25 protein-coding genes and 1 pseudogene are annotated in these 25,249 nt (G+C 48.1%); 12 read left to right on the forward strand and 14 right to left on the reverse strand.

Annotated features, from left to right (window positions below):
- Nucleotides 1–224 precede the first annotated feature (224 nt).
- On the forward strand, nucleotides 225–593 hold the full coding sequence (locus tag EXU85_RS27520) for a hypothetical protein (RefSeq protein ID WP_142775163.1): 369 nt from the start codon (nucleotides 225–227) through the stop codon (nucleotides 591–593).
- 9 nt (nucleotides 594–602) lie between these two features.
- Here the strand turns inward: EXU85_RS27520 and EXU85_RS27525 are convergent, their stop codons facing one another.
- The 3 genes from EXU85_RS27525 to EXU85_RS27535 form a co-directional block, all read right to left on the reverse strand.
- Nucleotides 603–1,097 carry a hypothetical protein gene (locus EXU85_RS27525; RefSeq protein ID WP_142775164.1) on the reverse strand — a complete coding sequence of 165 codons (495 nt, stop codon included), beginning with the start codon at nucleotides 1,095–1,097 and terminating at the stop codon, nucleotides 603–605.
- A 213-nt stretch (nucleotides 1,098–1,310) separates the two neighbouring features.
- On the reverse strand, nucleotides 1,311–2,372 hold the full coding sequence (locus EXU85_RS27530; RefSeq protein ID WP_142775165.1) for a response regulator: 1,062 nt from the start codon (nucleotides 2,370–2,372) through the stop codon (nucleotides 1,311–1,313).
- On the reverse strand, nucleotides 2,369–3,571 hold the full coding sequence (locus EXU85_RS27535) for a PAS domain-containing sensor histidine kinase (protein WP_142775166.1): 1,203 nt from the start codon (nucleotides 3,569–3,571) through the stop codon (nucleotides 2,369–2,371). Before EXU85_RS27535 ends, EXU85_RS27530 begins: the two co-directional genes overlap by 4 nt.
- A gap of 250 nt (nucleotides 3,572–3,821) precedes the next feature.
- On the opposite strand from EXU85_RS27535, the gene EXU85_RS27540 reads away from it, so the two are divergent.
- The 4 genes from EXU85_RS27540 to lgt all read left to right on the forward strand — a co-directional run bounded on the left by EXU85_RS27540 (nucleotide 3,822) and on the right by lgt (nucleotide 6,411).
- Nucleotides 3,822–4,133 (forward strand): thioredoxin, encoded by a 312-nt coding sequence (locus tag EXU85_RS27540; protein ID WP_142775167.1) that lies wholly within the window; start codon nucleotides 3,822–3,824, stop codon nucleotides 4,131–4,133.
- Between the two features lie 12 nt (nucleotides 4,134–4,145).
- Nucleotides 4,146–4,553 carry a hypothetical protein gene (locus EXU85_RS27545; protein WP_142775168.1) on the forward strand — a complete coding sequence of 136 codons (408 nt, stop codon included), beginning with the start codon at nucleotides 4,146–4,148 and terminating at the stop codon, nucleotides 4,551–4,553.
- A gap of 108 nt (nucleotides 4,554–4,661) precedes the next feature.
- Entirely contained in the window at nucleotides 4,662–5,243 is a 582-nt protein-coding gene (locus tag EXU85_RS27550) for a Crp/Fnr family transcriptional regulator (RefSeq protein WP_142775169.1), read from the forward strand.
- Nucleotides 5,244–5,400: 157 nt separating this feature from the next.
- Nucleotides 5,401–6,411, forward strand: a complete 1,011-nt coding sequence (lgt, locus tag EXU85_RS27555; RefSeq protein WP_142775170.1) for a prolipoprotein diacylglyceryl transferase — start codon at nucleotides 5,401–5,403, stop codon at nucleotides 6,409–6,411.
- 148 nt (nucleotides 6,412–6,559) lie between these two features.
- Here lgt and EXU85_RS27560 read toward each other — a convergent pair whose 3' ends face one another.
- Nucleotides 6,560–7,699, reverse strand: coding sequence for a glycoside hydrolase family 43 protein (locus EXU85_RS27560; RefSeq protein WP_246859268.1), 1,140 nt, complete (start codon nucleotides 7,697–7,699; stop codon nucleotides 6,560–6,562).
- Between EXU85_RS27560 and EXU85_RS27565 the strand changes: the two are divergent.
- The 6 genes and pseudogenes from EXU85_RS27565 to ygiD all read left to right on the forward strand — a co-directional run bounded on the left by EXU85_RS27565 (nucleotide 7,698) and on the right by ygiD (nucleotide 12,389).
- A pseudogene (locus EXU85_RS27565) lies at nucleotides 7,698–7,889 on the forward strand (helix-turn-helix domain-containing protein). The gene EXU85_RS27560 and the pseudogene EXU85_RS27565 overlap by 2 nt on opposite strands.
- 100 nt (nucleotides 7,890–7,989) lie before the next feature.
- Entirely contained in the window at nucleotides 7,990–8,871 is an 882-nt protein-coding gene (locus EXU85_RS27570; RefSeq protein WP_142775172.1) for an SDR family NAD(P)-dependent oxidoreductase, read from the forward strand.
- A gap of 91 nt (nucleotides 8,872–8,962) precedes the next feature.
- Nucleotides 8,963–9,883: an AraC family transcriptional regulator gene (locus tag EXU85_RS27575; RefSeq protein WP_142775173.1), complete on the forward strand. Its 921-nt coding sequence runs from the start codon at nucleotides 8,963–8,965 to the stop codon at nucleotides 9,881–9,883.
- A 314-nt stretch (nucleotides 9,884–10,197) separates the two neighbouring features.
- Complete coding sequence (locus EXU85_RS27580) at nucleotides 10,198–10,581, forward strand: hypothetical protein (RefSeq protein WP_142775174.1); 384 nt, start codon at nucleotides 10,198–10,200, stop codon at nucleotides 10,579–10,581.
- Nucleotides 10,582–10,878: 297 nt separating this feature from the next.
- The gene (locus EXU85_RS27585; protein ID WP_142775175.1) at nucleotides 10,879–11,424 is read left to right on the forward strand and encodes an NADP oxidoreductase; all 546 of its coding nucleotides are present in this window, start codon (nucleotides 10,879–10,881) and stop codon (nucleotides 11,422–11,424) included.
- A 131-nt stretch (nucleotides 11,425–11,555) separates the two neighbouring features.
- Nucleotides 11,556–12,389 (forward strand): 4,5-DOPA dioxygenase extradiol, encoded by an 834-nt coding sequence (gene ygiD, locus EXU85_RS27590; RefSeq protein ID WP_142776854.1) that lies wholly within the window; start codon nucleotides 11,556–11,558, stop codon nucleotides 12,387–12,389.
- Between the two features lie 319 nt (nucleotides 12,390–12,708).
- On the opposite strand, the gene EXU85_RS27595 is transcribed toward ygiD, so the two are convergent.
- From EXU85_RS27595 to ccoS, 8 genes are all read right to left on the reverse strand, one after another.
- Nucleotides 12,709–13,635 carry a bestrophin family protein gene (locus EXU85_RS27595; RefSeq protein WP_142775176.1) on the reverse strand — a complete coding sequence of 309 codons (927 nt, stop codon included), beginning with the start codon at nucleotides 13,633–13,635 and terminating at the stop codon, nucleotides 12,709–12,711.
- Nucleotides 13,636–13,998: 363 nt separating this feature from the next.
- Nucleotides 13,999–14,697, reverse strand: coding sequence for a sulfite exporter TauE/SafE family protein (locus EXU85_RS27600; protein ID WP_142775177.1), 699 nt, complete (start codon nucleotides 14,695–14,697; stop codon nucleotides 13,999–14,001).
- Between the two features lie 3 nt (nucleotides 14,698–14,700).
- On the reverse strand, nucleotides 14,701–15,141 hold the full coding sequence (locus EXU85_RS27605) for a FixH family protein (protein WP_142775178.1): 441 nt from the start codon (nucleotides 15,139–15,141) through the stop codon (nucleotides 14,701–14,703).
- Between the two features lie 93 nt (nucleotides 15,142–15,234).
- Complete coding sequence (ccoG, locus tag EXU85_RS27610) at nucleotides 15,235–16,695, reverse strand: cytochrome c oxidase accessory protein CcoG (protein ID WP_142775179.1); 1,461 nt, start codon at nucleotides 16,693–16,695, stop codon at nucleotides 15,235–15,237.
- 115 nt (nucleotides 16,696–16,810) lie between these two features.
- Nucleotides 16,811–17,653, reverse strand: coding sequence for a cbb3-type cytochrome c oxidase N-terminal domain-containing protein (locus EXU85_RS27615; protein WP_142775180.1), 843 nt, complete (start codon nucleotides 17,651–17,653; stop codon nucleotides 16,811–16,813).
- A 12-nt stretch (nucleotides 17,654–17,665) separates the two neighbouring features.
- The gene (locus EXU85_RS35520) at nucleotides 17,666–17,836 is read right to left on the reverse strand and encodes a hypothetical protein (RefSeq protein ID WP_168207877.1); all 171 of its coding nucleotides are present in this window, start codon (nucleotides 17,834–17,836) and stop codon (nucleotides 17,666–17,668) included.
- A gap of 76 nt (nucleotides 17,837–17,912) precedes the next feature.
- On the reverse strand, nucleotides 17,913–20,132 hold the full coding sequence (ccoN, locus tag EXU85_RS27620) for a cytochrome-c oxidase, cbb3-type subunit I (protein WP_142775181.1): 2,220 nt from the start codon (nucleotides 20,130–20,132) through the stop codon (nucleotides 17,913–17,915).
- A gap of 21 nt (nucleotides 20,133–20,153) precedes the next feature.
- Nucleotides 20,154–20,327, reverse strand: coding sequence for a cbb3-type cytochrome oxidase assembly protein CcoS (gene ccoS, locus EXU85_RS27625; RefSeq protein ID WP_142775182.1), 174 nt, complete (start codon nucleotides 20,325–20,327; stop codon nucleotides 20,154–20,156).
- 392 nt (nucleotides 20,328–20,719) lie between these two features.
- Between ccoS and EXU85_RS27630 the strand changes: the two genes are divergently transcribed.
- Complete coding sequence (locus tag EXU85_RS27630) at nucleotides 20,720–21,469, forward strand: acyl-CoA desaturase (RefSeq protein ID WP_142775183.1); 750 nt, start codon at nucleotides 20,720–20,722, stop codon at nucleotides 21,467–21,469.
- A 272-nt stretch (nucleotides 21,470–21,741) separates the two neighbouring features.
- On the opposite strand, the gene EXU85_RS27635 is transcribed toward EXU85_RS27630, so the two are convergent.
- A complete protein-coding gene (locus tag EXU85_RS27635) occupies nucleotides 21,742–22,920 on the reverse strand; it encodes an MFS transporter (RefSeq protein WP_142775184.1) in 1,179 nt (392 codons plus the stop codon).
- A gap of 113 nt (nucleotides 22,921–23,033) precedes the next feature.
- On the reverse strand, nucleotides 23,034–25,187 hold the full coding sequence (gene katE, locus EXU85_RS27640) for a catalase HPII (protein WP_142775185.1): 2,154 nt from the start codon (nucleotides 25,185–25,187) through the stop codon (nucleotides 23,034–23,036).
- Between the last annotated feature and the right edge of the window lie 62 nt (nucleotides 25,188–25,249).

Consider the following 25,249-nt stretch of genomic DNA (forward strand, 5'->3'; position numbering starts at 1 on the left):
CGGTCTTTACCATTACTAATGAATGCGTTGCAGCAGAATGCAAACCAGTAGTAAGGCGAAACCTTGGGATTGGGGTATTGATAGAGAAGACGAATTACAGAAACTTGATCGGTGTAGAAGCCCAACCAGCTAAACTCTTTTAATTGCCAGTAGTTAGTCAATAACCAGGAATAGACGGTACTAATCAATACCAAAAACGACTCTTGACTAAACAAGTGATAGCCATGGAAAATACGAACAACGCCGATCAGCAAAGCCCCGACCAAACGTTAGGTAATTCATTAAAGGGCCTATCTCCCCAACATAACAATGCACCCGACAACGATGATGACGAAGGGGCGGTTGTTTATGCAGGCTTAGGCATTAATAACAGTCCAGACATTTTGAATCCTGGCGAAGAAGAAGCATCAGACACTCTTTTATATACCGATACAGCTACAGCACGCCATGCAACAGACGAGCTATCAAACGACGAAGAACCCGACGAATTTTCGGCCGATGATCTGTCAGATGACGATCTGTCGGACGATGAACTAGAGAAGGAAATTACCGAACTCGCCGAAGAGGAAGAAGAAGGGAACGAACGGTATTGATAATTCAGTCTAAGCCTGTCGACTTGCGGGTACTGTAACCGGTACCCGCAACCACTGACTTACGGTCTGCATCAGTACAGGTGAGTAATTATGGTCTTCTGGCTCAGGCAGGCTTAGGTTGTGTAGTTCAGTCGTAATGTAGTTCTTACAGGCTACAAACGCCGATATAACCTCTTGTTGCTCAACGTCAATGAGCAGATAATCATACTGACGGAGCAATAAATGAATCCGCATGACCAGCTCAGGCTCACCCAAGAGTGTTTCAGTTTGAATTTTACCCGGCCAGGGCATAGGCAGGCAGCTAAGCCATTGCGTTAGGTTCTCATTAGCCTCCTGTTTAGCGGTACGGTGAGCGGCAGCTTTCAGCGGTTGATCTGGATCAGCGGAGAGCCCAAAGGCATAGACAACTGTTAAATCAATTGAGTCCGATTGATTTTGCATCCATCGGTTTACCGATAAGGCTAAGTCAACAGAACAGTCAGTGAGCAGCAGGGCTTTTTTCATACGGTATCGTACCAAGTATTCCTGTCAAAATTACGCCGTCATCTGCCCTTGCTACTTGAGCTAGCTCAATCCAAAACCTGATTCTGGTCAATGGCAGGTTAGTGCTATTCTAGTTCACCCACACCACTGCCAGATCCAGTCTGCTACTCATCCCGTTTAATTCTGCTGATGCTAAGGGATTCTATAGCAACAACAGCATCAACAGTTGTACGGTTACCAGTTGGCCCGACGGAGTTTATCGGGTTTCAGTATCCGGATGCCCCCCCCGCTCACCTCAATCAGACCATCCTGTTTGAATTCACTCAGAGTACGAATTAGTGATTCCGTAGCTGTGCCAATAACGGCCGCCAGGTCATCGCGAGAAAGCTGAATAGGAGGAGCCGGGTCTCCATTGGGCAGAGGCTCCTGAAGTCGCAACAAGGCATCGGCCACACGCCGACGGAGTGAGCTGTAGGCCATGCCCAGCAACTGATCTTCTTTTTCACTAACACGCCCGGCCAGCAGGCGCACAAACTGACGCCCTACTTCAGGCTGGGCTATGAGCAGTTGCCGAAAATCATCTTTAGGAATATACACCAGTTCCGAGTCATCGAGCGTGAGGGCGGAGTCGGTATAGGCCGTTTCCTCGAGCAAAGCCAGATCTCCAAAAAATTCTCCTGGCCCGTATAGGCCCGTTACCAGCTCTTTACCATCTGTATTGGCGCGAGTTGTTTTGACCCGTCCACTTTTTAGAAAATAAAGGCGTGTTGGCTCATCGCCTTCAGTATAAACAAACTGTTTTTTAGAAACGTGATGCGTTTTTCGATCAACAGATAAACTTTGCAGACCTCCACCTACTTTACGGGCGTCGTCCAGAAACTGCGTGAGCCCCTCCTGTTGCAGATTATAGCTCTCGGCCCGAAGCTTATTAAACCGGTTCAGGCGTCCTTCAACCGCACTCAGCAATTCAGTATCATCGAATGGCTTGGTCAGGTAGTCGTCGGCACCCAATTCCATACCTTTTCTAAAGTCAACCCGTTCGGATTTAGCCGTCAGGAAAATAAACGGAATACCATTTAGGTCTGGATTTTTATTAACGATATGTAATACACCATAGCCATCTAAAACGGGCATCATAATGTCGCAGATAATCAAGTCTGGATGATCGGCGAGGGCCAGTTCAACACCGAGCTTACCATTTTCGGCAGTCAGCACGCGGTAACCGGATAATTCCAGAATCTCTGCCGTGTTCTCCCGAATATCGGCATTGTCTTCAATGAGCAGAATAGTTTTCATGAGGGAGGAAATGTAAGGGTAATGGTAGTGCCTTCGCCTAACTGGCTGGTCAACTCAATTGTGCCACCCAGCAGTTCAAGGTATCTGGCAACGATATGCAGGCCAAGACCCGTACCAGCAAAATTAGTTGCGTTTCTGGCCCTAAAAAAGCGTTCGAACAGGTGTTTTTGGTCTTCCGGCGAAATACCAATACCCTGATCGCTGATGGTTAGCTGAAAGACGCTTTCATGGCTATGAGCAACCAAATTAATTTCCTGATTATCGCCAGAGTATTTAATTGCATTAGACAATAAATTCACCAAAATTTTTCGTAGGAGCGATGGATCACTACGCACAGGCAGCAAGCAGTCTATCTGAGTTTGAATCTGTTGTCCAGGCTTCAGCATGTCCCGTAAATCGGTCACTACTTCGGCTACTAGCCCATACACATCAACCTCCGACCAGATGGCGTCAAGCCGTCCTTCTTCAAGCCGCCCTACCGACAGAAACTCCTCTAAAATATTGTTCAGATGGTTAACGGACGATTTAATCCGGTGAACATGCCGCAACCGCTTATCCTGTTGATCGGCATTCGGGTATTTTTCAATCAACGATGCCGAGGTTAACACCGCACTCAGTGGAGTTCTGAACTCGTGCGACGCCATTGACACAAATCGGGACTTCAACTCGCCCAATTCACGCTCGGCCACCAGTGCTTTTGCCAGCTCATCTTTCGACCCTTCCAGCTGATGTAAAGTGGCCATGAGAGCATGGGTTCGATCAGCCACTTTCTGTTCTAACTCGGCATTGAGTTGTTCAATACGGCTTTTCTGTTCAAGTAATGTTTGCTCGGCCTCTTTTTTGGCGGTAATATCAATAATGTAGCCTACTGCCAGGAGCATATTCTCCCGATAAAAGTAGCTCAAACTGATTTCGGCCGGGAATATTGACCCATCTTTCCGTTTGGCGTACAAATCGCGTCCGTGACCCATAGCCCGTATTTGCGGATTAGCGTTGAACGAAGCGCGCAACTGGGCGTGGCGTTGCACAATCGAATCAGGCACAAGTGCGTCAACAGATATGGTCGTCATTTCGTCCTCATCGTAGCCAAATAAAGCACGAGCATACCGATTCGCGGAAACAATACGGCCCTGTTCATTCGAAACGATGATGCCAATGGTAGCATGGGAAAAAACGGCCTCAAACGAGTCGTCGAACATAGATGTAATCAGGCAAAATGATTCTGGATGCTTATGGCTACTATGGGCTCTATGGAGCTAATACGTTGTTTATTAATACACTAGAATCTACAGAGTCCAAAGCATCCACAGAATCCCTGGTAAAAGCTATTTGCAAAGTAAGCGTGTATGCGCCTGATACAGCTGATTAAAATCAGTTTTTCAGTTGATCTGTCTCAGTCTTTGGTTGGCATAAGTAAGCCAATTTTGAGACATTAACCGGATTATTGTCATGACACCTCATTCTTCGTTGCTGACAGATGCACCCCAACGACCTGTGCTGTTGATATTTACATCTGCATCTCCAGCTCAACGTGTCGAAATCGACCAACTTCTGGAAAAGGCCCGATTCATCTTAAATCCAGCCGTAAGGGTCATGCGCGTGAGTGAATCAACCCACCCCGAAGTGGTTCATAGCTTCGGATTTACGTCTTTACCCGCTTTTGCCTTAGTTCGGCAAGGGCAGGAATTATGGCGTTATTCAGGTCCGGTCGATAGTCCCGATCTTTTCAACCAAATGGAACAGACTTTTCTAAGAAACTAACAACTAGCCTATATGAACCCTACAACTTCCACTACTTCGGTATCTACAACCGCCTGCCATCAGGACCACCAGCACTGGCAATATATTATTCGCCAACAGGAAGAAGAAATTCGTCAACTTAGGTCGCTGTTACTCGAGGTAATGGAACAATACAACTGTCGTAGCCTGCGCCACGACGCCGTTGATTATTACCGAGACCTGAACCACCTCCAAACCAAGCTCAATCGGCTGCACCGCGACATGATTTGCGAAGGTGCCGATTGCCCCGCCGACATCCAGCAACTGGAGTGCACCAATACGCGCTTTGGCTTATCGGCCACTATTGAGCGCCATACTACGGCCCTTGTCAACGAATTTTCCCGGATCAAAGACGGCTGCCTTCAGTTCCTGTCGGGCATGATGAGCCTGAATCTATTGTAAGTTTGTGGTTTGACGTTCGAGGTTTGATGTTTACCGGTTCCAATTGGTCTTATTCACCAACTTGCGCCTGTAAACATCAAACCTCGCACTAAAAACGTCAAACTGCCTATGTACGACCGTCTTCAAACCCACATTGCCCGACTGGTTGACCTTACGGAAGACGAGTTTACGTTTCTGAAAACGCTTTTCATTCCTAAAAAACTTCGCCGAAAACACTATCTCCTGCAGGAAGGGGACATCTGCAAGTACATTACATTTGTCGATAAAGGGCTTTTACGGGCTTACACCGTCGATAGCAAAGGAACTGAACACATTGTGCAATTTGCGCCTGAAGGCTGGTGGACCAGCGATATGTATAGCTTCCTGACGGGCGAACGCTCCGACTATACCATCGAAGCCCTGGAAGATGCCGAGCTGCTCCTGCTGGATCGGGCGAACATGGAGCGAATGGTAAGTGGTGTTCCCAAAATGGAACGCTATCTGCGCATTATGCTCCAGAATAATTACGTAGCCACGCATCGCCGGATCGTGTTATCGCTGAGCCAGTCGGCCGAAGAAAAATACACCGAATTCGTACAGCGTTACCCCGACATTGTGCAGCGCGTTCCGCAACACATGATTGCCTCCTATCTGGGCATTACGCCCGCCTTTCTCAGCCGAATCCGGGCTCGAAAACATACCAACGACTAGTTTATATTTCCATGCCTGCTAGTACGCAGGCCGTATTTTAGTAGCGATCCAATCGGTACGAAAGATATACCAAGGCCCTAGATACCAACCCTAGCCTAGCAGTCGGCAGGAAAATGTTATAGTTTTGCCCTAGATTAACCTATACAACCGGAAAATTATGCTTCACTACATCATCTGGAATGTTGATCCTGAAATCGTTCGTATTGGCTCCTGGCCAGTGCGGTGGTACGGCTTACTGTTTGCCACCGGGTTCCTGCTTGGGGTTCAGGTTATGACACACATTTTCAGAACTGAACAGAAGCCTCTTGCTGATACCGACTCCCTGTTAACGACAATGGTGATTTCAACGATTCTGGGGGCTAGACTAGGGCACTTTTTGTTTTATGAGCCCTACATGTTCATCGAGAATCCGTTGCGCATTATAACTCCGCCTTTTGATGGATTAGCGAGTCATGGGGCTATTATAAGCATCATTATTGGCCTTTGGCTCTATTCGCGTCGCCAGTCCAGTCAAGCGAGCGGTCAAACGTTTTTGTGGGTTGCCGACCGCATATGCATTACCATAGCCTTAGCGGGAGCCTTTATCCGGTTTGGCAATCTGATGAACTCCGAGATTTTTGGGAAACCGACTACTCTCCCCTGGGCGTTCGTCTTTCTAAGAGATCATGAGTTTAGCCAGGTACCCCGTCATCCCACTCAGTTATACGAATCCTTATCCTACCTACTTCTTTTCATTATCTTATTCTGGTATTGGAAAGCGTACCGTAATCAATCAGCGCCGGGTACAATGCTCGGTATATTTCTAATCTGGACGTTTGGTTTCCGGTTTGTCTGGGAGTTTTTCAAGGAAAATCAGGTGGCCTTTGAAGATAGTATGAGCCTTAATATGGGGCAACTGCTGAGTATACCGGCAATTCTGCTCGGTCTGATTTTATTGTTAAGAAACGTTATCAGACCTGCTTCATTAATTCCGGTAGCCCTGGTTATTCAGTCATCAAGCCTCTGTTATCAATGCGATTACCAGCCAGCTTTGCCAGCATCCAGCAAGGCCCATTCTACCAGATGTGGAGAATTAATTTCCAGTAAACGGCTCCTTAAAACAAGACGTTTCCAAAATCATATAACAAAGGCAACAAAGCCAGTTTCTCCATCGAGTTCAGTAGCCTGATCTGTACCATAAAACCCCTTACCTCTCCTGGGCCTGTGGAAACACAGGCCTTATTTTTTCCAGCAATCCAGGCGAGTATGAAGTAATAGGAAGTCAAATCGTACCCGATCACACAATTATGAAATCGCTGGCCTACTTAAACGCTAGTTCAATAATTTTTCAGTAATGCTTTGGCCTCCTCGGCGGTTAGTAGGGATATACAACCATGACGGGCTGCATCCGGAAAACGTATGTCTTCGTCAACCGTCCAATGAATCAAATCGGGTGAGTACGAAGCCCCAAATCGGTTCGTCATACAGTAATCATACAGCAACAACCACCCAGGCTTGATCGGGTCTTTCATAATCGTGGGGCCTTCCGTGATAACTGGTACTAGTTGCCCATTATTCAAAGGCCCTTCAATAACATGATAAGGTCCCTCGAGTTTGCTGGAGCTAGCTACCCGAATAGCCCGCCTTTCGCCGGTTTTAGCGCCAAACTCTTCCTCTTTATGAAACAGGTAATACGTGCCTTTATGCGCTAACAAAGTACCATCGATCACTGAGTAAGGCGGGGCAAATAGTACCTGAGCGGGCGTAAATGTTTTCCAGTCACGTGTTTTACAGTACCACAGCCGACTTTCCTTCCAGCCCGCATCTTTAAACGACGACGACCAGAACAAAATATATTCGGCTGTTTTGTCATCATAGAACCATTCCGGAGCCCAAATATTTCCGGCAAAGGCCCCTGACTCATTCCGTACATCTTTCATCAGGGGCAAAGGGCCTTCAAGCTGCCAATGAATCAAATCCCTGGACGTCATATAAAGACAGCTTGGCCCTACCTTCTCCCGGTCAATGCTTTTTCCGCCACCCGTTGATAAGATTCGCCAAAGTCCATCGGGGCCTCGACGTACATAGGGATCACGGACATGCTGGTCCCACACCGGTTTATTGTCATTTAAAGGAGTCCAATGCCGCCCATCGGTTGATAAGGCAATGTGTAACTTATTAATCAGCATGGGGTCAGGCAAGGGAACCTCAATTATGTTTCCCTTGGCATCAACCTCAATCCGGGTAGGATAACGCTGACGAAAATAGGTCAACATCCAGACGTTTTTACCATCTTCAATCTTAAGTTGTTTCTGAGCCGTTAAATCAGCGGACATTACGTCGCTTTTAGATTGCGCCAACGCTACTTCCAGCGTAATGATCAAAAGAATAAATACTGTTGTAAGCCGCATCATACTACTAGTTTGCCTGTACTTTAAAAAGGAATCCTGCTCCTGTTTTCTAACGATATAAGCCATGCCAATACTTGCAAATCTGGCTGTGACGATGGCTAAACGTAAAATGTCATTGAATGAACTGTCGGAAAAGTGGATCTCACCCTTGCCAATCCGTCGATACTGAAAACCGGAAGCCATACGATTCAGCACACTTGAGGCTATTTGTAAAGCATTGGATTGCCAGCCAGGCGATTTACTGACGTATGAGTAGCAGGCGATCTTTCTCAATTTGACTACAAATCCCCTCAATTAGACTACAGCTAACGAATTGGATAGCCTGACCTTTGATGCATCATTAAAAGGTACAACACATGATACATCAGAATGAGAAGGTAAGCGATCAACCTGCGCCAACGCCTGTAACATCGCCTAAAGTCTGGTTCATTACGGGCGCTTCCCGCGGGTTTGGGCGCGTTTGGGCCGAAGCCGCTCTGAAGCGTGGCGACAAGGTGGCGGCTACCGCACGCAAAGTAGAAAGCATTGCCGACCTGAAAGAAAACTATGGCGAAAACGTGCTCACACTCGCGCTTGACGTGACACGACCAGAGCAGGTAAAAACTGCCGTAGAGCAAGCGCATGAACACTTCGGCAGACTTGATATTGTGCTTAATAATGCCGGTTATTCACTGGTTGGCACCATTGAGGAAGCCAGTGCGGACGATATTCGTGCCCTGTACGAAACGAACATCATTGGCCCGGTTTCTGTTATTCAGGCGGCATTGCCCTTATTGAGAAAGCAGGGGGGCGGTCACATCCTTGGCACATCGAGCAACCTGGGTCATGTAACGTTACCCGTGATCGGTTATTACTGTTCGTCGAAATGGGCATTCGAAGCGATTCATGAAAGCCTGGCCACGGAAGTAAAACCGTTTGGGATCAACGTAACCATCATTGAACCGGGCGCCTATGCCACCGAGTTTGGCAGCCAGGAATCCCTGAAGTTCGCACAAGGGCTCGACATTTACGCTGATTTTAAAACCCATTTTTTCGGTGAGTTAAGATCCCTGGAAAGAGGTGATCCAGCGGCAACGCCTGAAGCACTTTTCAAGGTAGTGGACGCCGAAAATCCTCCGCTACGGTTCTTTTTGGGCAGTCATAATTTACCCTGGGTACGCACTGCCTATGCTGAACGGATGGCAACCTGGGAGGAATGGGCCGACGTTTCCAACGCGGCTCAGGGTCAGACCAGTTAAGGAACCTGGACGCAGGAAAATTGATTGATAAAATAGCCAGGATAACCGATAGTCAGCCTGATATCGGTTATCCTGTTTTATGTACTGAGCTATGAAAAAAGAAGAAAACAGCCCTTATAAAATCGAATCGCTGGCCGATGCACACCGGGCCTTTGGTTTACCAAAGCCTAAGCATCCACTGGTCAGTCTGATCAACGGTGCTCATACCCCCGTAGCCATGAATGCCATACCGGGCGCTCATGTACTGGGTTTCTATAAAATATCGTACAAACCAAAACTCGGTGGCAAATTAAAGTACGGCCAGAGTTATTATGATTTTGATGAAGGTGGTTTGTTATTCGCTGCACCGGGCCAGGTAATCGGCAGCAATCACGACGATGGCAGCATATGTTCGCAGTATACGTTGCTCATTCATCCGGATTTCTTTTTAGGGTGTTCGCTGGCTAAAACCATCAAGCAGTATGGCTTCTTCTCGTATTCAACCAATGAAACGCTGCATCTTTCGGAAGAGGAAAAAGAAACGATCATCGATATCTTTAAAATGATCGAAAAGGAGTTGAACAGCCGAATCGACGATTTCAGTCAGGGCGTTGTTATTGCTCAAATTGAGCTATTGATGAACTATGCGAATCGTTTTTACAAACGTCAGTTCATTACCCGCAAAGCCGTAAACCACGATCTCCTACAAAAGCTGGAAGCTGTATTGGATCATTATTTTACCGATGATACCTCACTAAGCCAGGGATTACCGACTGTCGGCTATCTGGCGGATCATTTAAACCTGTCACCCAGTTATTTAAGTGATATGCTGCGATCATTGATCGGGCAAAGTGCACAGCACTATATTCATGATAAACTGATCTCAGCCGCAAAAGAAAAACTGTCGACCACCAATTTATCGGTAAGCGAAGTGGCTTACGCGTTGGGATTTGAGCACTCGCAATCGTTTAGTAAACTCTTTAAAACGAAAACGAATCTGTCGCCCCTGGAATTCAGGCGATCATTCAATTAAACTGATTTTTCGACGGTTGTTCCCGTTTTGTTAGCGCATTTTATTTAATTCTCAAAAAACGCTCATGGTTATGATCCGCTGGTGTGGTTGCCCCCATTGGCTCAATACCGATGATAGTCATTTAGCTAGTTTTTACCAACAATTCAAGCGTACTTTGAGGACTCAGTGCGAGGCAGTAGAAATCAAATCCAGCCCGGCAGTCGACAAGAAAATGGTATACTTTTGATTCAGGTTACCATAATCCCACTTGTACGACAGAAAAATATCTACCTTTCAAAACTTCCAAAATGATTCACTGTAAACTTCTGCCGGTAATGAAAAACATATTATATATCCTGACCATTATGGGGCTTCTAAGCTTCCAAACACCTGTACCGGTAGAATTGTCAGGAACCTCCTGGAAAGGAAAAGCTTTGCTGCCTAACTTCACGGTAGTCATTATGAAATTTAGCCGGGGAGTCGTTAGCTTTTATGATGCTAACAACGCTCAACATCTGATTACAACAGCCCGATACGAACAGAATAGCAGTTTTGTCTTAGTACATGCAAAAGCGGGTGTAAATTCTTGTCCTAAAGCGGGTAACTGGCTCTATCATCTGGATAAAAACCCAAACGGAATAAGCTTTCTGGTTTTAGATAGTCCCTGTCGCAACAAAGCAAGTTTACTAGCTGGTAGCGCGTTTACAGAATTAGAATAAAGGAGTGTAGAAAAGTCTTTATCTAAGAATATGGACTAGCTAATTTCGCTGCTTTTTCTTTCCTTATTCACATAACATATTCATAGCTACAAAACCACACTGGTATAAGTACAAACTAGAAGGGGGAGCTTATGAAGCTCCCCCTTCTAGTTTGTACTGAAATTATACTTATCAATACCTGATTTTCCATTGATCTGGTACAACGCTATTTCTTGTACTAGGTCATCGTTTTTACCTACCAAGTGGCGGTAATTTTGTCGTATCAACGTCAATAATTTGGCAAAACGACCTATCGCAATGAAGCCAACAATCGCCATTATCGGTTTAGGAAATTCGGGTACTGAGCTGGCCATCCGACTGGTCGATGGCCCCTATCGGCTGCTGCTATTTGACCAGGACTTAGTCAACGCCCAGACCCTGGCCAGCCAGCTTTTGCAATCGACGCCCCTGGCCGATGTGGAAGCCATCAACTGCCAGGTGAATGCGTCCTGGGAGGCCGATATTATTGTGCTATCCGCCCCCGAATCATCAATGAACGCAGTTTCCGACCGAATTCGGGAAGTAGCTACCTGCAAAATTGCAATCTGCCTTACCACCTTTCTGAATGATGATGACAGTGGCCATTTGGACCCTGCAAGGATTCATATGGGCGAGGAATTGCAGCAAAAACTCCCAAATTCTAAAGTGGTTAACTTAGTCATCATGGGCGAAGAAAGGACCGATGCATTTCTCATCAGTACGCACCAGGAAGCCTTGGCTACAGTTTCAACGCTGGTGCAGAAAGCAGGCTGGAACCCAGTTGTTGTTGAAGACTGGTCGGTAGATAATCCAAAATTTCTTTGACAGGATTTACAGGATGAACAGGATTAATTTACTGGGCGATTAATCCTGTTCATCCTGTAAATCCTGTCAAAAACAACTTATTCATGGAACGCAAACAGTTTGTAAAAACCATTCTAACAGGAGCAATTACAATGAACACCTTATCTGCCTTTAAAAAATTTACCGACGATCTGGAGCAAAAAGGTCCGCTTATGCCAGTTCTATTTGTTGGACACGGATCGCCCATGAACGGTATTGAAGATAACGAGTTCAGTCGTCGCTGGACGAGTATGGCAAAGGAAATTCCCACGCCTACGGCCGTTCTGGTCGTTTCGGCGCACTGGTTTACCCGAGGAACGAAGATTACGGCGATGGATTTTCCAGAAACGATTCACGATTTTGGTGGATTCCCCAAAGCCTTGTTCGATGTACAATATCCGGCACCGGGCAATCCAGCTCTGGCCAAAGAAACAGCAGCGCTGCTCCACTCGGCTCATGTCGAATTAGCTCATGACTGGGGCCTGGATCATGGCACCTGGACGATTATCAGGCATATGTATCCAGATGCAAATATCCCCGTTTTACAACTGAGCATCGACTATACCAAAGGCCCCCAGTATCACTATGATCTGGCCCGCGAACTACATGCGTTACGGAGCAAAGGCGTACTGATTATCGGCAGTGGCAATATGGTACACAACCTTCGTATGGTGGCCTGGGACAAGATGGACGTGCCCAATTTCGGCTTCGATTGGGCGAAATCGCTCAACGATAAGTTCAAGCAGTTGATCAGTGATGGCGATACCAAACCGCTCATCAACTACAACAGCCTGGGTCGGGATGCGGCACTCGCCATTCCAACGCCGGAGCATTATTTACCGCTGTTATACAGCCTGGGTTTGCAAAGCGCCAAAGACCCGGTCTCGTTCTTCAATGACCGTGCCGTGGCGGGTTCGCTCACGATGACGTCGGTGAAGATTGGTTAATGGGCGTGGTGCAAGGTGCTCGGGGCAGGGCCTACTCATGCTCCTTGCCCCCTGCTCATCACCGTTAACGCTCGGCTTTGCCGAGTGTTGACTAGTTATAGGGCGTCCCGCCCGATGCCTGCTCTCGCTCAGCTCAGTAATGAGTCTCAGCCCCCTTCATTGACAAAAAACGGGCCAGAGGCCCTTAAAATGATAGGCAACACTCGGCGAAGCCAAGCGTTAACGCTGATGAGCAGGGAGCATGGTGCAAGGTGCTCGGGGCAGGGCCTACAGTTGCGCATACCCTGCTCCACGCTCCTTGCCAATTAACCCCTGCCAATTAATTCACTTTGATATAGTCGACTTCTGGCTTGGCCAATACAGTCGTAGACGGTTTTACGCTCAGAATTTCGTGCACGTTCCGGCGGATGTTCTGGGCTATTTGATTCAAGGGCAAATCGTTGCAATCGAGGCCGAAGGGTTCTTCAATTTCGTCGCCAATCATCTCGATGCCGATTAGGGCGTAGGCTGCCAGTGTAGTGGCCACAATGCCAAAGTACCCATAGTTTGAGACCAGGACGAGCGGAATCAGGAGCACATACAATGTAATGAACAGCTTGATAAAGAAACTGTAGGAGAACGGGATGGGAGTCTTTTTGATTCGCTCGCAGGAGCCGGTTATATCGAGAAATGCCTGATGATATAGTCGGATGGTAATTAAATCGGCGTCATTAACTAAACCATCCTGACGTAATGCCTGAAACCGACGCATCAATAAAGCCGCTAGTCGGCTAGGGATATGGGCATAATCAGGTAACGTTTTCAGTTCGTCATTCCCCATGTCTTCCAATTCGGCCATGTCAACGCCGGTGCGTAAATGACCTTTGAGGGCCAGCGCAAAGTTAGAAAGTGTGCGGGCGAAGAAAACTCGATTGGCTAGTGCCTCATCGGGCAGCAGACCGTCCAGCAGAACAGCCAGATTACGACTATAATTGACAAGTAAGCCCCACTGTCGGCGTCCCTCCCAGAATCGATCATAGGCGGTATTGGTGCGAAATACCAGCAATAAACTCAGCGTTATACCCAGCAATGAAAAGAGAGTTCCATCGAAGGGTACATGAATATCGACAACATGCTGATCGATGAGTGTGAGCAATATTCCATAGCCACTCACATAGGCCACCCGCCGTAAAAGTACCCGAATACTATAGCTGGTATGAAAATGCTTTAGGGCGCCAAACCAATTTTTTGCTTCGTAGATAATCACTGGTTGTAGAAGAAGAGTGTGTTACTGTTTCCCAATTAAGGAATCAATATACACACTCACCTCGCAAAACCATGCAAGGGCTTTTCAACTTCCAGAAACTACTTACCAACCGGTTTTACCCCTAAATCCCCTGATTGATTTGCATTAAATAACCGCCTAAATAAAACTTGTCCTTTTGGGGCTTTCAAAACCCCCAACCCCCTGAAGGGGGCTTTTCTCCCCAGTGAACTTAGCCCCCTTCAGGGGGTTGGGGGTTTTGAAGACTAGCAAAACGGCGGTTAACTTCTTCAAGTCAATAAGGGGACTTTTTTCAAGTGCGAGCCTAGTCCCCTGAAGGGGATTGAGGGGTAAAAAGACTAACAATTATTTACCTGTTAGTAATCCATGGCATATGGGAATAATATCTGCCGGGCCAATTGGTAGTTGGTAATCCGCTAAGCCCCGGCCAATGAGCAGCAGCGCCACCACCACTGTAGCGACAGAGAGCACCTGATTGAGTCGCTGGCGACCGACTATCGTTATCCAGCCAGCCACGAGATTAACGCCCAGAAGCGCAGGTAATGTACCAGCCCCAAACAAGAGCATGTACGATGCCCCCGCCAGTGGGGTATTGGTGGCCAATGTTCCGGCTAAGGCCAGGTAGGTAAAGCCGCAGGGCAACAGTCCGTTGAGGATACCTAATCCGGCAAAATCAGCCCAGTTAGGCTGATACAGATGGTGCCGAAATAGCGTGGTAATCTGTGCATTCAGCCAGGGCCACCGTAAACGACCAGGTAATCCTTTTCGCCACAGGAAGCTTACTAACAAAACCACACCACAGATAACGGCCAGCGGACGCTGCCAACCCATCAGATTCAGTCCTAAACTCATGGTACCCGCCAAGGCCCCAAGTGTACCGTAGGTAGCAATACGCCCGGTATGATACAAACCCACGGCTTTCCATCGTTGCCCCTGAGGCAACCGACCCACCGGCAACGCAGCCACCAGTGGCCCGCACATACCAACGCAGTGCAGACTACTGATAAGTCCCGTCAGGAAAGCAGTGGTTAACCAGGGCGACATCAGTTATATAAAAATCTGTTCCTCTTTATAATACTCCCGCTGCCCATCCGACCAGGTGAACTGTACGCGCCAGTTGCCCTTTGCCAGCGATTGGGTTGGAATAAGCTGTTGAGTTGGATGTTTAGCCGCAATAGGCACCCGAAAATCCTGCCGACTATCGCCGGGCCGATAAAAGGTGATTTCGCCTTTTTGAAGGACATTGGGCAATACAACTACAACCTGATGCTGATCTGCCAGGTATGTCATGGTTGTAGCAGTACTAGTACCCGCCTGAATTTGCCGGGCGTTTCTCACCCGATCTATCTGCTGCTGATAGTCGATTTCGTTCTGGTAATAATTATCACTGACCAGATCGATGCGCTCGCGGGTCATCAGGTACACCATAGTACCAATAAAGCCCGCGAATACTATAAATACGAGAACAATTGATTTACCCCAGTTCATAAGTTTAAAAAGCTTGGAGCAGGGTGCGCGGGGCATGGACATTAAGCAAGAAAGGAAGAATTTTTCCTCTGCTCCAAGCCCCATGCGCCCTGCTCAGTTTACCGGCCCTAAAAATGTTGTTTTGACCCGATCTACCACAACGCCGTCGGAGACTACTTCGACCGTTAGTTTAGTGCTGACTTCGTGGATATTTTTTTCTGGTAACAAAATAAAAAACATTCCTTTCGTTAGTTCATCGGCAGGTGCTTTCGTAAGGGGCTGAACCATCCGCAACGTAGCACCGGGATAATCGACCCGGAACGAGACCGGTTTTTCCTTATGCGTTTTATTAACTAGCTCAATCAGGTACAGGTTCGAAATCAGTCCCCCACCGGGTCCGCGTTCGGCTTCGCGCTGATACAACTGACCGGGTGCGCGTAACAGGGTGGTATCCAAATCGCTACGTGTCCATAGCAGAAAGCCCCACACACTCATCAGTAACACGAGCACAACACTATAGCCCATCATCCGTCGGGTCATCCGCCAGGGTTGGCGGGTTTGAATACCCTCAAGCGAATCGTACCGGATCAGACCGCGTGGGCGATCAATTTTATCCATAATATCATCGCATGCATCAATACAGAGTGTACAGTTCACACACTCCATCTGAGTTCCTTTACGGATATCGATACCCGTTGGGCAAACCTGTACACAAAGCTTGCAGTCGATACAATCGCCTTTTTTGTTCAGTGAAGAATGAAGAGTTAAGAATGAAGAATAGTCCGTCTCAACCATATTCTTCATTCTTAACTCTTCATTCTTCACTAACTTTCCCCTCGGCTCTCCTCGTACATCGTCATAAGCAACCATAACTGACTGCTTATCTAACAACACACTTTGCAGGCGCCCATATGGGCAAATGGTTGTACAAACGTATTCGCGTACGTAGGCAAATACCGTGTAGAAAACACCCGTAAACAGTAAGATAATTGACAGACCGCCAACGTGATTGGCCGGATTATCGGTGATGATCGTCAGCAGTGCATCTTTGCCGATAATGTAGGCTAGGAACGTATTGCTGATGGCAAACGAAATCAGAAAGAAAATACTGTACTTGGCACTTTTTTTCAGAATTTTATCCGTTGTCCAGGGTGCCGCATCGAGACGTCTTCGGGCATTCGAGTCGCCTTCAATCCATATTTCGATTTTCCGAAAAACCATTTCCAGAAAAACCGTTTGGGGGCATGCCCAGCCACAGAATACGCGACCATATACCACCGTAAACAGGGCAATGAAAACGATAAACGCCAGTAAGCCAATGGCGACTAAATAAAAATCCTGTGGCCAGAAGGTAACACCAAAAATATTGAACTTACGCTCCAGTACATTAAACAGAAACAGCGGTTGCCCATTATAACTCAGGAATGGTCCAGAAAAAAGGGCGGCCAGAAATACCCATGCCACCGCTGTCCGCCAGCGGTAGAAGCGTCCTTTAACGACGCGGGGGTACAGCCATTGACGTTTGGCAGGAGTCGTTGTTTCTGTAACAGATGGGGCGTTGAGATGAGGTGTCATTGGTTTTTATACTATTTTACTTTTGTCATGCTGACGAAGGAAGCACCTTACATTCTCCTTATTAGCTCGTTAGGATACTTTAGGATGCTTCCTTCGTCAGCATGACAAAAACAAATTACTGCATTGCCACTTTCTGCGCAGGAGCCGTTGGTTCGACCTTTTCGCCCTGAGGTTCTTTGGCTCCAGCGGGTTTTGTACCTTGCAGCGACAGTATGTAGCTACCTACCTGTTGAATCTGAAGGGGATTCAGTTGTTTTTTCCAGGAAATCATGCCCTTTTCAGGAACGCCTTCAGTAACGGTGTGAAATACAGCTTTAATACTACCACCATGTAGCCAATACTCATCGGTTAGGTTTGGACCAACTTTACCTTCGGCATTCTGACCGTGGCAGGCCGTACAGTACTGGTTAAACAGCACTTTTCCAGCTTCCATGCCTTTCTTATCATTAATCAGCGTAACGGTATTTTCATTGATTTTACCCGCCACCAGTTTAATAAAGGCGGCCCGTTCTTTCTCGGCAATCGCTACTTCCTGCGTATATTCCTGCTCCATGATATTGCCGTTGCCGATCACATGGAAAATCAGAAGATACACAACACCAAAGGCGATAGTACTGTAGAACAGCCCCATGAACCAGGGCGGTGTTGGGTTATTAAGCTCGGCGATACCGTCGTACTCATGATCCATCATCAAGTCTTTTTCCTGACTCAGTTCATGCAAGCCTGTAAACCGCTGCCAGGTGGTACGGGTATCAGCAGCTTTAGCCGCTTTGGCATCCGCAGGTGTCAGCGCCTGGCGTAATACATACGCCATATTCAGCGTAACGGCCAGTAGCAGTCCCACACCCACGGTTATAAATAGCATTACCAGTACCCACAGCAAGTCTTCGCCGGAGGTCAGATCCCACATTGATTTTTCGGGAGCTGGGTCAAGAATTGTTGTTAACAGAAGATTCATGGTTGGCATCAATTAGGGCTTTGTAGAGTCGTCCAGTGGCAGGTTACCCATTTGCCGAAGATGCTGCTTATCAGCAATCAACAAATACAGGCCGACCAGGATAAAAAAGGCAAAAAACGTCAGGAACGAGCCGACCATATAGACGTCTGCTCCGGGAATTTTCGAGATGAATTGCTTGAACATAGTTGTGAGGAGCTTGGTGCTCGGAGCGGGGTATGGAGTGGATTATTAAGCCGTGCTCCATGCCCCTTGCCCCATGCTACTTTACTTTTTCCATTTTCTTAATATCCGTTCCTAACCGCTGGAGGTAGGCGATGAGGGCTACGATTTCACGGTCAGATCCGACCTTGATACCTTCCGAAGCCAACTGGCCACTGATTTTATCGGCCTGTTTTTTCAGGTCTTCGTTGGCGTATGAAATACCTGAATCATCGTAAGGAACGCCTACTTTTTTCAGGGCCGTGAGTTTATCCGCCGTATTCGAAATGTCGAGTTTCTGCGTGATCAACCAGGGGTACGATGGCATAATGGAGCCCGGCGACATCGACGTAGGTTCGTTCATGTGGTGATAGTGCCAGGAGTCGGGGTATTTGCCACCTTCGCGGTGTAAATCGGGGCCGGTACGTTTGCTACCCCACAGGAACGGGTGGTCATATACGAATTCGCCCGCTTTGGAATATTCGCCGTACCGTTCTGTTTCAGACCGGAATGGCCTCACCATCTGACTATGGCAGTTCACACAACCCTCACGGATGTAAATGTCACGTCCCTGAACTTCGAGAGCCGTATAGGGCTGCACCGACGCAATGGTTGGTACGTTCGATTTCACCATGAATGTTGGGATAAGCTCAATAAGGGAACCGATCAAAATCACCACCAGCGAGCCAATCAGTAATGGAAATGGTTTCCGTTCTAAGGATCGGTGCCAGAACGTGTCGCCCCCCGTTGGGGTATAGACTTTGGCCAGCGCCGGTGCTTCGGCCTCTTCGTTCGCGACCAGTTTACCGGCAGCCATTGTTTTGAAGAGGTTATAGCCCATCAAAATAGCCCCGATCAGGTAGAACGTACCACCCACGGCCCGCATCATGTGCATAGGCAGAATCTGGAGCGTCGTTTCGAGGAAAGTCGGGTATTTCAGAACGCTTTCGTTTGTAAATTCTTTCCACATCAACCCCTGGGTGAAGCCCGCAATGTACATGGGCACTGCGTAGAACAGAATGCCGAGTGTGCCAATCCAGAAGTGGAAATTCAGCAGCTTTTTCGAGTACAACGGCGTCCGGAACATACGCGGAATGAGCCAGTACAGGATCGCAAACGTCATGAAACCATTCCAACCTAATGCACCAACGTGTACGTGGGCAACAATCCAGTCGGTGAAGTGGGCAATGCCATTTACGTTCTTGAGCGACAGCATTGGGCCTTCGAACGTAGCCATCCCATAGCAGGTCAGGGCCACGACCATGAATTTCAGAATGGCATCCTCGCGCACTTTATCCCAGGCCCCACGAAGCGTCAGCAACCCGTTAATCATACCTCCCCACGAGGGTGCAATGAGCATAATCGAGAACACAACCCCCAAAGACTGTGCCCAATCGGGCAGCGATGAGTAAAGTAAGTGGTGAGGCCCCGCCCAGATGTAGATGAAAATCAGTGCCCAGAAGTGCAGAATCGAGAGCCGATACGAATAGACCGGGCGGTTCGCCATTTTGGGCAGGAAGTAGTACATCATGCCCAGATAAGGCGTGGTCAGAAAGAACGCCACCGCGTTATGACCATACCACCACTGAACCAGCGCATCCTGTACACCCGCATACATCGAGTAGCTTTTGAGGAAGGAAACCGGCATGGCCATCGAGTTGACGATATGCAGTACGGCAATGGTCACGAACGTAGCAATGTAAAACCAGATCGCTACGTACAAATGCCGCTCACGCCGTTTGATAATCGTACCGAACATATTGATGCCGAACACCACCCAGATCAGCGTAATGGCGATATCGATTGGCCATTCCAGTTCAGCATATTCTTTCGATGTCGTGATGCCTAACGGAAGGGTTGCCACGGCCGACAGAATAATCAACTGCCAGCCCCAGAAGTGAATTTTACTCAGCAAATCACTGAACATCCGGGCTTTACAGAGTCGTTGCAGCGAATAATACACGCCCATAAAAATGGCGTTTCCAACGAAGGCGAAAATTACTGCGTTGGTGTGTAGAGGTCGAATCCGACCAAACGTTGTGTATTGGTTGCCAAGGTTAGCGGCTGGTGCAAACAACTGGCTGGCCACAATAACGCCAACGAGCATGCCAATGATGCCCCAGATAATAGTAGCTATGCCAAAATCGCGGACAATTTTATTGTCGTAGGCGAAGCGTTCTACAGGTGTATCGCCACCCGGCGGTTGATGCCCGATCGCGATGGAGCCTGTCGCTCGATCGGGCGATGGACTGGCAGTGGGTTGATTAAACGAAACATTCATAATAAACGAGTACAGGGGTTACTATGCGTTTGATTGAGTTTCAGTGGAGACTGGAACGTCGTCGTCCAGCAGCATTCGAATCGAGGGCGTGTAGAGATCATCCTGTTGCCCGGTTTTCATCGACCAGAAAAACGCGCCCAGAAAACCCAGCGCCATTAGTAGACTAATCCCAATCATAAAAAAGATAATGCTCATCGCCTTGTCGGTTAGTGGCTCAAAAGTGGGGCGATTTCGGAGGAGGAAATATGAGTTTCGTCAGGTGCCAGCCTGATTTTGATTGCCGATGGCGCAAGGCTCCTGCCTTGTGACAGTTATTACCCAGCCTCTGGCTGGTAAATGAAAAACGCTATCAGCAAATTGGCCAGAGGCCGGAGAATAAAGGCACAAGGCAGGAGCCTTGCGCCATCAGCAATAGACTGATGAAGGTCATCTAACCGCCTGATGAACGTCAGGAAGGCAAGGGATATGGTCAGTCAATTTTGCAGTCATTCTTGTCAGTTTATAGTCATTCATTGTCCAGAGCTGATTGAGTTGACAGACAAAAAATGACTATAAACTGACAATGGCTGACCATTAATGACTACTAGATGATTATTGTCGCTTTCTTTCTGGCGCACTGGTACCTATCAGTGCTGATGCAAACGTTTTTTCTCCACCGCTATGCCGCCCACCAGATGTTCACGATGAGCAAAGGCTGGGAGAAGTTCTTTTATATAGTAACGTTTGTTGGGCAGGGCTCATCGTTTTTGAGTCCGCGTGCCTATGGCATTATGCACCGGCTGCACCACGCCCACGCCGACACGCAATATGATCCGCACTCGCCAAGCTATTCTGACAACCTGTTCGATATGATGTGGAAAACCCGATTATTTTATAATGACATCCTGAACAACCGGGATACGATTCCGGCAAAGTTCAAAAAGGGGGTGCCTAACTGGGAATTTATGGAATGGTTTGGTGATCGCTGGCCCGTTCGACTGGCCTGGGGTACGGCCTATACGCTGTTCTATATTCAGTTTGCGCCATCCCCCTGGTTCTTTCTATTGCTGCCCGTGCATTTTCTGATGGGACCGGTTCATGGCGCTATTATCAACTGGTATGCGCACCGCTACGGCTATACCAACTTCAAGCTGGACGATACGGCTAAAAACCTGTTACCCTTCGATTTCCTGATGATGGGTGAATCCTATCATAATAATCACCACAAATATGGTGGTCGGCCTAACTTCGGAGGCTTCCGCTGGCACGAGTTCGACCCGGCTTACCCAATGATTCTGTTCCTCAACAAGGTAGGGGTATTGAAATTGAGGCTTGGGCGAGATGAAGCGTATATGTGACTAGAACTTCCCGAAAGCTTTAAACTTTCGGGAAGTTGGCTAATGTCGAATATTTTCATTTTTTTCGACATCAAATCATTATTATGTCGATTCTGTCAACATATGCATTCATGTATGTCGAAAAAACAGTGGATATTCGACATAATCAAATGAGCGAACTTTGCCGCTTAGGTGAATTCACATGTCATAAAGGATCAATAAGCTATGCATAAAGATAAATGCAGCTGCTATATATACAATATAATTATTTCTAACTACTTATTACATTATACCTATCTCATCCACCGCATCGCCAACACTCCTAAAATGGGGCCGGGAAGTAAGACGTAAAACAGCCAGCCCGAGAGGCCAACCGTTGCCACAAGCCAGGCCATGAACTGGATGGATACTACCGTTAGCAGAAAGCCGAAGCAGGTAACGAGCGTCAGGATACTGCCCCGGTTATCGAGTGTAGCGTGGCTGGCGACGAGGGTGGAAAATTGCGGAGAATCGCCAGCGGCTGCGGCTCCCCAGATCAGTAAAAATACCCCAAACAGCCAGGGTGGTGCAGTTACCAGAAACGGTAGTAGTAAAATGCAGAGGCCGGAGGTCAGCAGTAGATACCGGGCCACTCGTGCGCTACCAACCTGTAGCGCCAGGTAGCCTCCACCCACGCAGCCCACAGCACCCGCAGCAATACCCCCAAACGCCCAGAGTGAATTCGTTAGTTCTACATCAGGATGTTGCAATCGATAGTAGGCTATCAGGGATGGCAGAAAAGCCCAAAGTGTGTATAGCTCCCACATATGGCCAAAATAGCCCAGCATAGCGGGTCGAAAGGCGGAGGGTTTTCCTAATGAACGCAGGGTTTGAAACCGAAAAAAGTTACCCACGGATTGTATAGCTTTCGCTGGTACCACTAGCATCAATAAAACACCCCCGCTAATGGCTAACAAACTGACTGATAGGATCAGTGTACGATACGGCAAGCTGCCACCCAATCCCCGTAGGAGATGCGGAAAGGCCGTACCCAGCACCAACGCCCCAACCAGAAAGCCCATTGCCCGACCTAAAACGGGTTTGAATCGGTCGGCGGCAATCTTCATTCCAACGGGATACACGCCTGCCAGAAAGAAACCGGTCAGGAAGCGGCTGGCTAAAATTGTTTCTGCGTTTACGGGTAGCAATAGCCAGAGCAGATTAATGGTGGCGGCTAATGTAACGGATATCAGAAAGACATAGGTCGAGCGGAACCGATCGGGTATGGCAAACAGCGCGTAGAGTAACGTACCGGCGATAAACCCAATTTGCACCGCCGAGGTGATCCAACTGGTAAGCCCTGGAGCTGTAGCTTTTAATAGGGGCTGAAGTTCAGGCAGGATGGCGTTACCAGCAAACCAGAGCGAAGTACCAGCAAATTGGGCAAATACAACAACCAGTAACTGACCATTGATACGTGAGGAAGCGAGCATGCCCAAAGATAAGTATTCAGGGAATCAGGCAGAATGCATAAAAGGTAAACGTTGTGCCACAGTTTTGAACCGTGGCACAACGTTTACCTTTTATGCATTCTGCAAAAACTAACTTATACTAGTTTTTTCTCCCGGCTCCAGAAGCGATGCTGGCCAATGGCCTCTATAAACTGCGAAGGAACATCAGCGTCGGTCGCATCCAGACTGGTAATCACGCCGTCGCTGTCTAATAGCTTTTCGGCCCCACCAGTCGCAGCGGCTTTCAGAAGTTCAACCCCTTCGCCCGTGGCGGCAATGGCTTTACAGTGCATGAAGGCTTCGTGAACAAATCGGATGGCTTCGTCTTCCTGTAGCAGCGACTTCACACTGGATTTACCACCGGGAACGTACACTGCGTCGAACAGCACCGAAGCTGCCGTTTGTAAACTGGCGTCGATTTTCATCGTTTCGCCGGTCGATGTTTTGAGCATGCCCAATCGGGGGGCAATGATAGCGATAATGGCTTTCTCGGCCGATAGGGCCTCTTTCATCGCGTTCAATGCGGAAGCATCAACACCATCGGCTGCCAGAATCGCTACCTGGCGCGTTTTAATTCCCACTTTAGGCGGGTTCGCCATACTGAGCGCAGCCGAACTTCCCACTGTGGCCTTGGCCGGTACAGACTGGTAATCGGCCGGATTGGCATCAGCCGGAACGCTCTTATTTAACTGCACATCGTTCGATGAAGGCACATCCAGACCCAGTCCTTCGGCAACCCCTTTCGCTAAAGTTGCATCGACCTGGGCCAGGTGCATCAGCATTCGGTTACGGATATCATCGACAACCACTTTGCCCAGCTCAAACCGAAGAGCTTTTATCAGGTGGGTTTTCTCCGTATCCGACTGGCTGTTCCAGAACAGTTTCGCCTGGTTATAATGGTCCATAAAGCTTTTGCTCCGGGCCCGTACTTTATTGGCGTCAATCCGTTCAGGATAATTGGTAAAACCACCCTCCTTCTGCCCCGCCTGCGCTGGTGAATCACCATTGATGGCGTTGGGTCCGTAACTGGTTCGACCTACATTGATCGTCTGGCGCATATGCCCGTCCCGCTGACCATTGTGGACAGGCGCGATGGGCCGGTTAATGGGGATCTCGTGAAAATTAGGACCTCCCAGCCGCTTTAATTGCGTATCGGTATAAGAGAATAAACGGCCCTGCAAAAGCGGATCGTTAGTAAAATCGAGACCGGGAACCAGGTGTCCAAGGTGAAAAGCAACCTGCTCGGTTTCGGCAAAGTAGTTGTCTGGGTTGCGGTTAAGCGTCATCTTCCCGATGCGCTGCACAGGTACCAACTCTTCCGGAATTAGTTTAGTGGAATCCAGTAGATCGAAGTCAAATTTATGTTCGTCTTCTTCCTCCACAATCTGCACCCCTAACTCCCATTCCGGATAAGCTCCGCCTTCAATGGCATCCCACAGATCGCGACGATGGAAATCAGGATCGCGGCCCGAAATGAGCTGTGCTTCATCCCAAACAACCGAGTGAACACCCAGCAGGGGTTTCCAGTGGAATTTCACAAAGCGAGATTTTCCGTCTGCATTTATAAATCGGAACGTATGGACGCCAAAGCCTTCCATCATCCGGTAGCTCCGCGGAATAGCCCGATCCGACATTGTCCACATGATCATGTGCATCGACTCGGGTGTGAGCGAAATAAAATCCCAGAAGGTGTCGTGCGCTGAAGCCGCCTGCGGAATTTCATTATTGGGTTCGGGCTTTACGGCATGAATAAGATCGGGAAACTTAATGGCATCCTGGATAAAGAATACCGGCATGTTATTACCGACTAAATCGAAGTTGCCTTCTTCCGTATAAAATTTAACCGCGAAACCCCGTACATCCCGAGCCAGATCCGATGATCCGCGCGAGCCCGCTACCGTAGAAAACCGCACAAATACGGGCGTTTTTAGCGAAGAGTCTTGCAGGAATCCGGCTTTTGTCAGCTCGCTCTGTGATTCATAGACCTGAAAATAACCATGAGCAGCCGCTCCCCGGGCATGTACAATCCGCTCAGGAATCCGTTCATGGTCGAAATGGGTGATTTTTTCGCGAAGAATAAAGTCTTCCAGTAGAGTTGCTCCTCTTGGCCCTGCCTTCAGTGAATTCTGATCATCGCTGACGCGAAGACCCTGGTTGGTTGTCAGGAACTGGCCGGTACTGTCTTCCCGGTTCTGGTCCAGTTCCTCAAGCTTATCGTTCGTGTTGGTTTTGTTGGTTTCCTTAGGCATGATAATTCCAATTGGTCTTTCTACGTGAAGACAGGAATTACCAATTTGTTGAAACAAACCAG

Origin of the sequence: Spirosoma sp. KCTC 42546 (assembly GCF_006965485.1) — a bacterium.
GTDB lineage: Bacteria > Bacteroidota > Bacteroidia > Cytophagales > Spirosomataceae > Spirosoma.

Coding starts and splice junctions, on each gene's coding strand:
- EXU85_RS27605 (WP_142775178.1), bottom strand. CDS start 15,141: ATGAACTGGGGTAAATCAATTGTTCTCGTATTTATAGTATTCGCGGGC.
- katE (WP_142775185.1), bottom strand. CDS start 25,187: ATGCCTAAGGAAACCAACAAAACCAACACGAACGATAAGCTTGAGGAA.
- EXU85_RS27525 (WP_142775164.1), bottom strand. CDS start 1,097: ATGAAAAAAGCCCTGCTGCTCACTGACTGTTCTGTTGACTTAGCCTTA.
- lgt (WP_142775170.1), top strand. CDS start 5,401: ATGCTTCACTACATCATCTGGAATGTTGATCCTGAAATCGTTCGTATT.
- EXU85_RS27600 (WP_142775177.1), bottom strand. CDS start 14,697: ATGTCGCCCTGGTTAACCACTGCTTTCCTGACGGGACTTATCAGTAGT.
- ccoN (WP_142775181.1), bottom strand. CDS start 20,132: ATGAATGTTTCGTTTAATCAACCCACTGCCAGTCCATCGCCCGATCGA.
- EXU85_RS27630 (WP_142775183.1), top strand. CDS start 20,720: ATGATTATTGTCGCTTTCTTTCTGGCGCACTGGTACCTATCAGTGCTG.
- ccoG (WP_142775179.1), bottom strand. CDS start 16,695: ATGACACCTCATCTCAACGCCCCATCTGTTACAGAAACAACGACTCCT.
- EXU85_RS27575 (WP_142775173.1), top strand. CDS start 8,963: ATGAAAAAAGAAGAAAACAGCCCTTATAAAATCGAATCGCTGGCCGAT.
- ccoS (WP_142775182.1), bottom strand. CDS start 20,327: ATGAGCATTATCTTTTTTATGATTGGGATTAGTCTACTAATGGCGCTG.
- EXU85_RS27550 (WP_142775169.1), top strand. CDS start 4,662: ATGTACGACCGTCTTCAAACCCACATTGCCCGACTGGTTGACCTTACG.
- EXU85_RS27540 (WP_142775167.1), top strand. CDS start 3,822: ATGACACCTCATTCTTCGTTGCTGACAGATGCACCCCAACGACCTGTG.
- EXU85_RS27530 (WP_142775165.1), bottom strand. CDS start 2,372: ATGAAAACTATTCTGCTCATTGAAGACAATGCCGATATTCGGGAGAAC.
- EXU85_RS35520 (WP_168207877.1), bottom strand. CDS start 17,836: ATGTTCAAGCAATTCATCTCGAAAATTCCCGGAGCAGACGTCTATATG.
- EXU85_RS27635 (WP_142775184.1), bottom strand. CDS start 22,920: ATGCTCGCTTCCTCACGTATCAATGGTCAGTTACTGGTTGTTGTATTT.
- EXU85_RS27585 (WP_142775175.1), top strand. CDS start 10,879: ATGAAGCCAACAATCGCCATTATCGGTTTAGGAAATTCGGGTACTGAG.
- EXU85_RS27560 (WP_246859268.1), bottom strand. CDS start 7,699: ATGGCTTATATCGTTAGAAAACAGGAGCAGGATTCCTTTTTAAAGTAC.
- EXU85_RS27520 (WP_142775163.1), top strand. CDS start 225: ATGGAAAATACGAACAACGCCGATCAGCAAAGCCCCGACCAAACGTTA.
- EXU85_RS27535 (WP_142775166.1), bottom strand. CDS start 3,571: ATGTTCGACGACTCGTTTGAGGCCGTTTTTTCCCATGCTACCATTGGC.
- ygiD (WP_142776854.1), top strand. CDS start 11,556: ATGAACACCTTATCTGCCTTTAAAAAATTTACCGACGATCTGGAGCAA.
- EXU85_RS27580 (WP_142775174.1), top strand. CDS start 10,198: ATGAAAAACATATTATATATCCTGACCATTATGGGGCTTCTAAGCTTC.
- EXU85_RS27545 (WP_142775168.1), top strand. CDS start 4,146: ATGAACCCTACAACTTCCACTACTTCGGTATCTACAACCGCCTGCCAT.
- EXU85_RS27615 (WP_142775180.1), bottom strand. CDS start 17,653: ATGAATCTTCTGTTAACAACAATTCTTGACCCAGCTCCCGAAAAATCA.
- EXU85_RS27570 (WP_142775172.1), top strand. CDS start 7,990: ATGATACATCAGAATGAGAAGGTAAGCGATCAACCTGCGCCAACGCCT.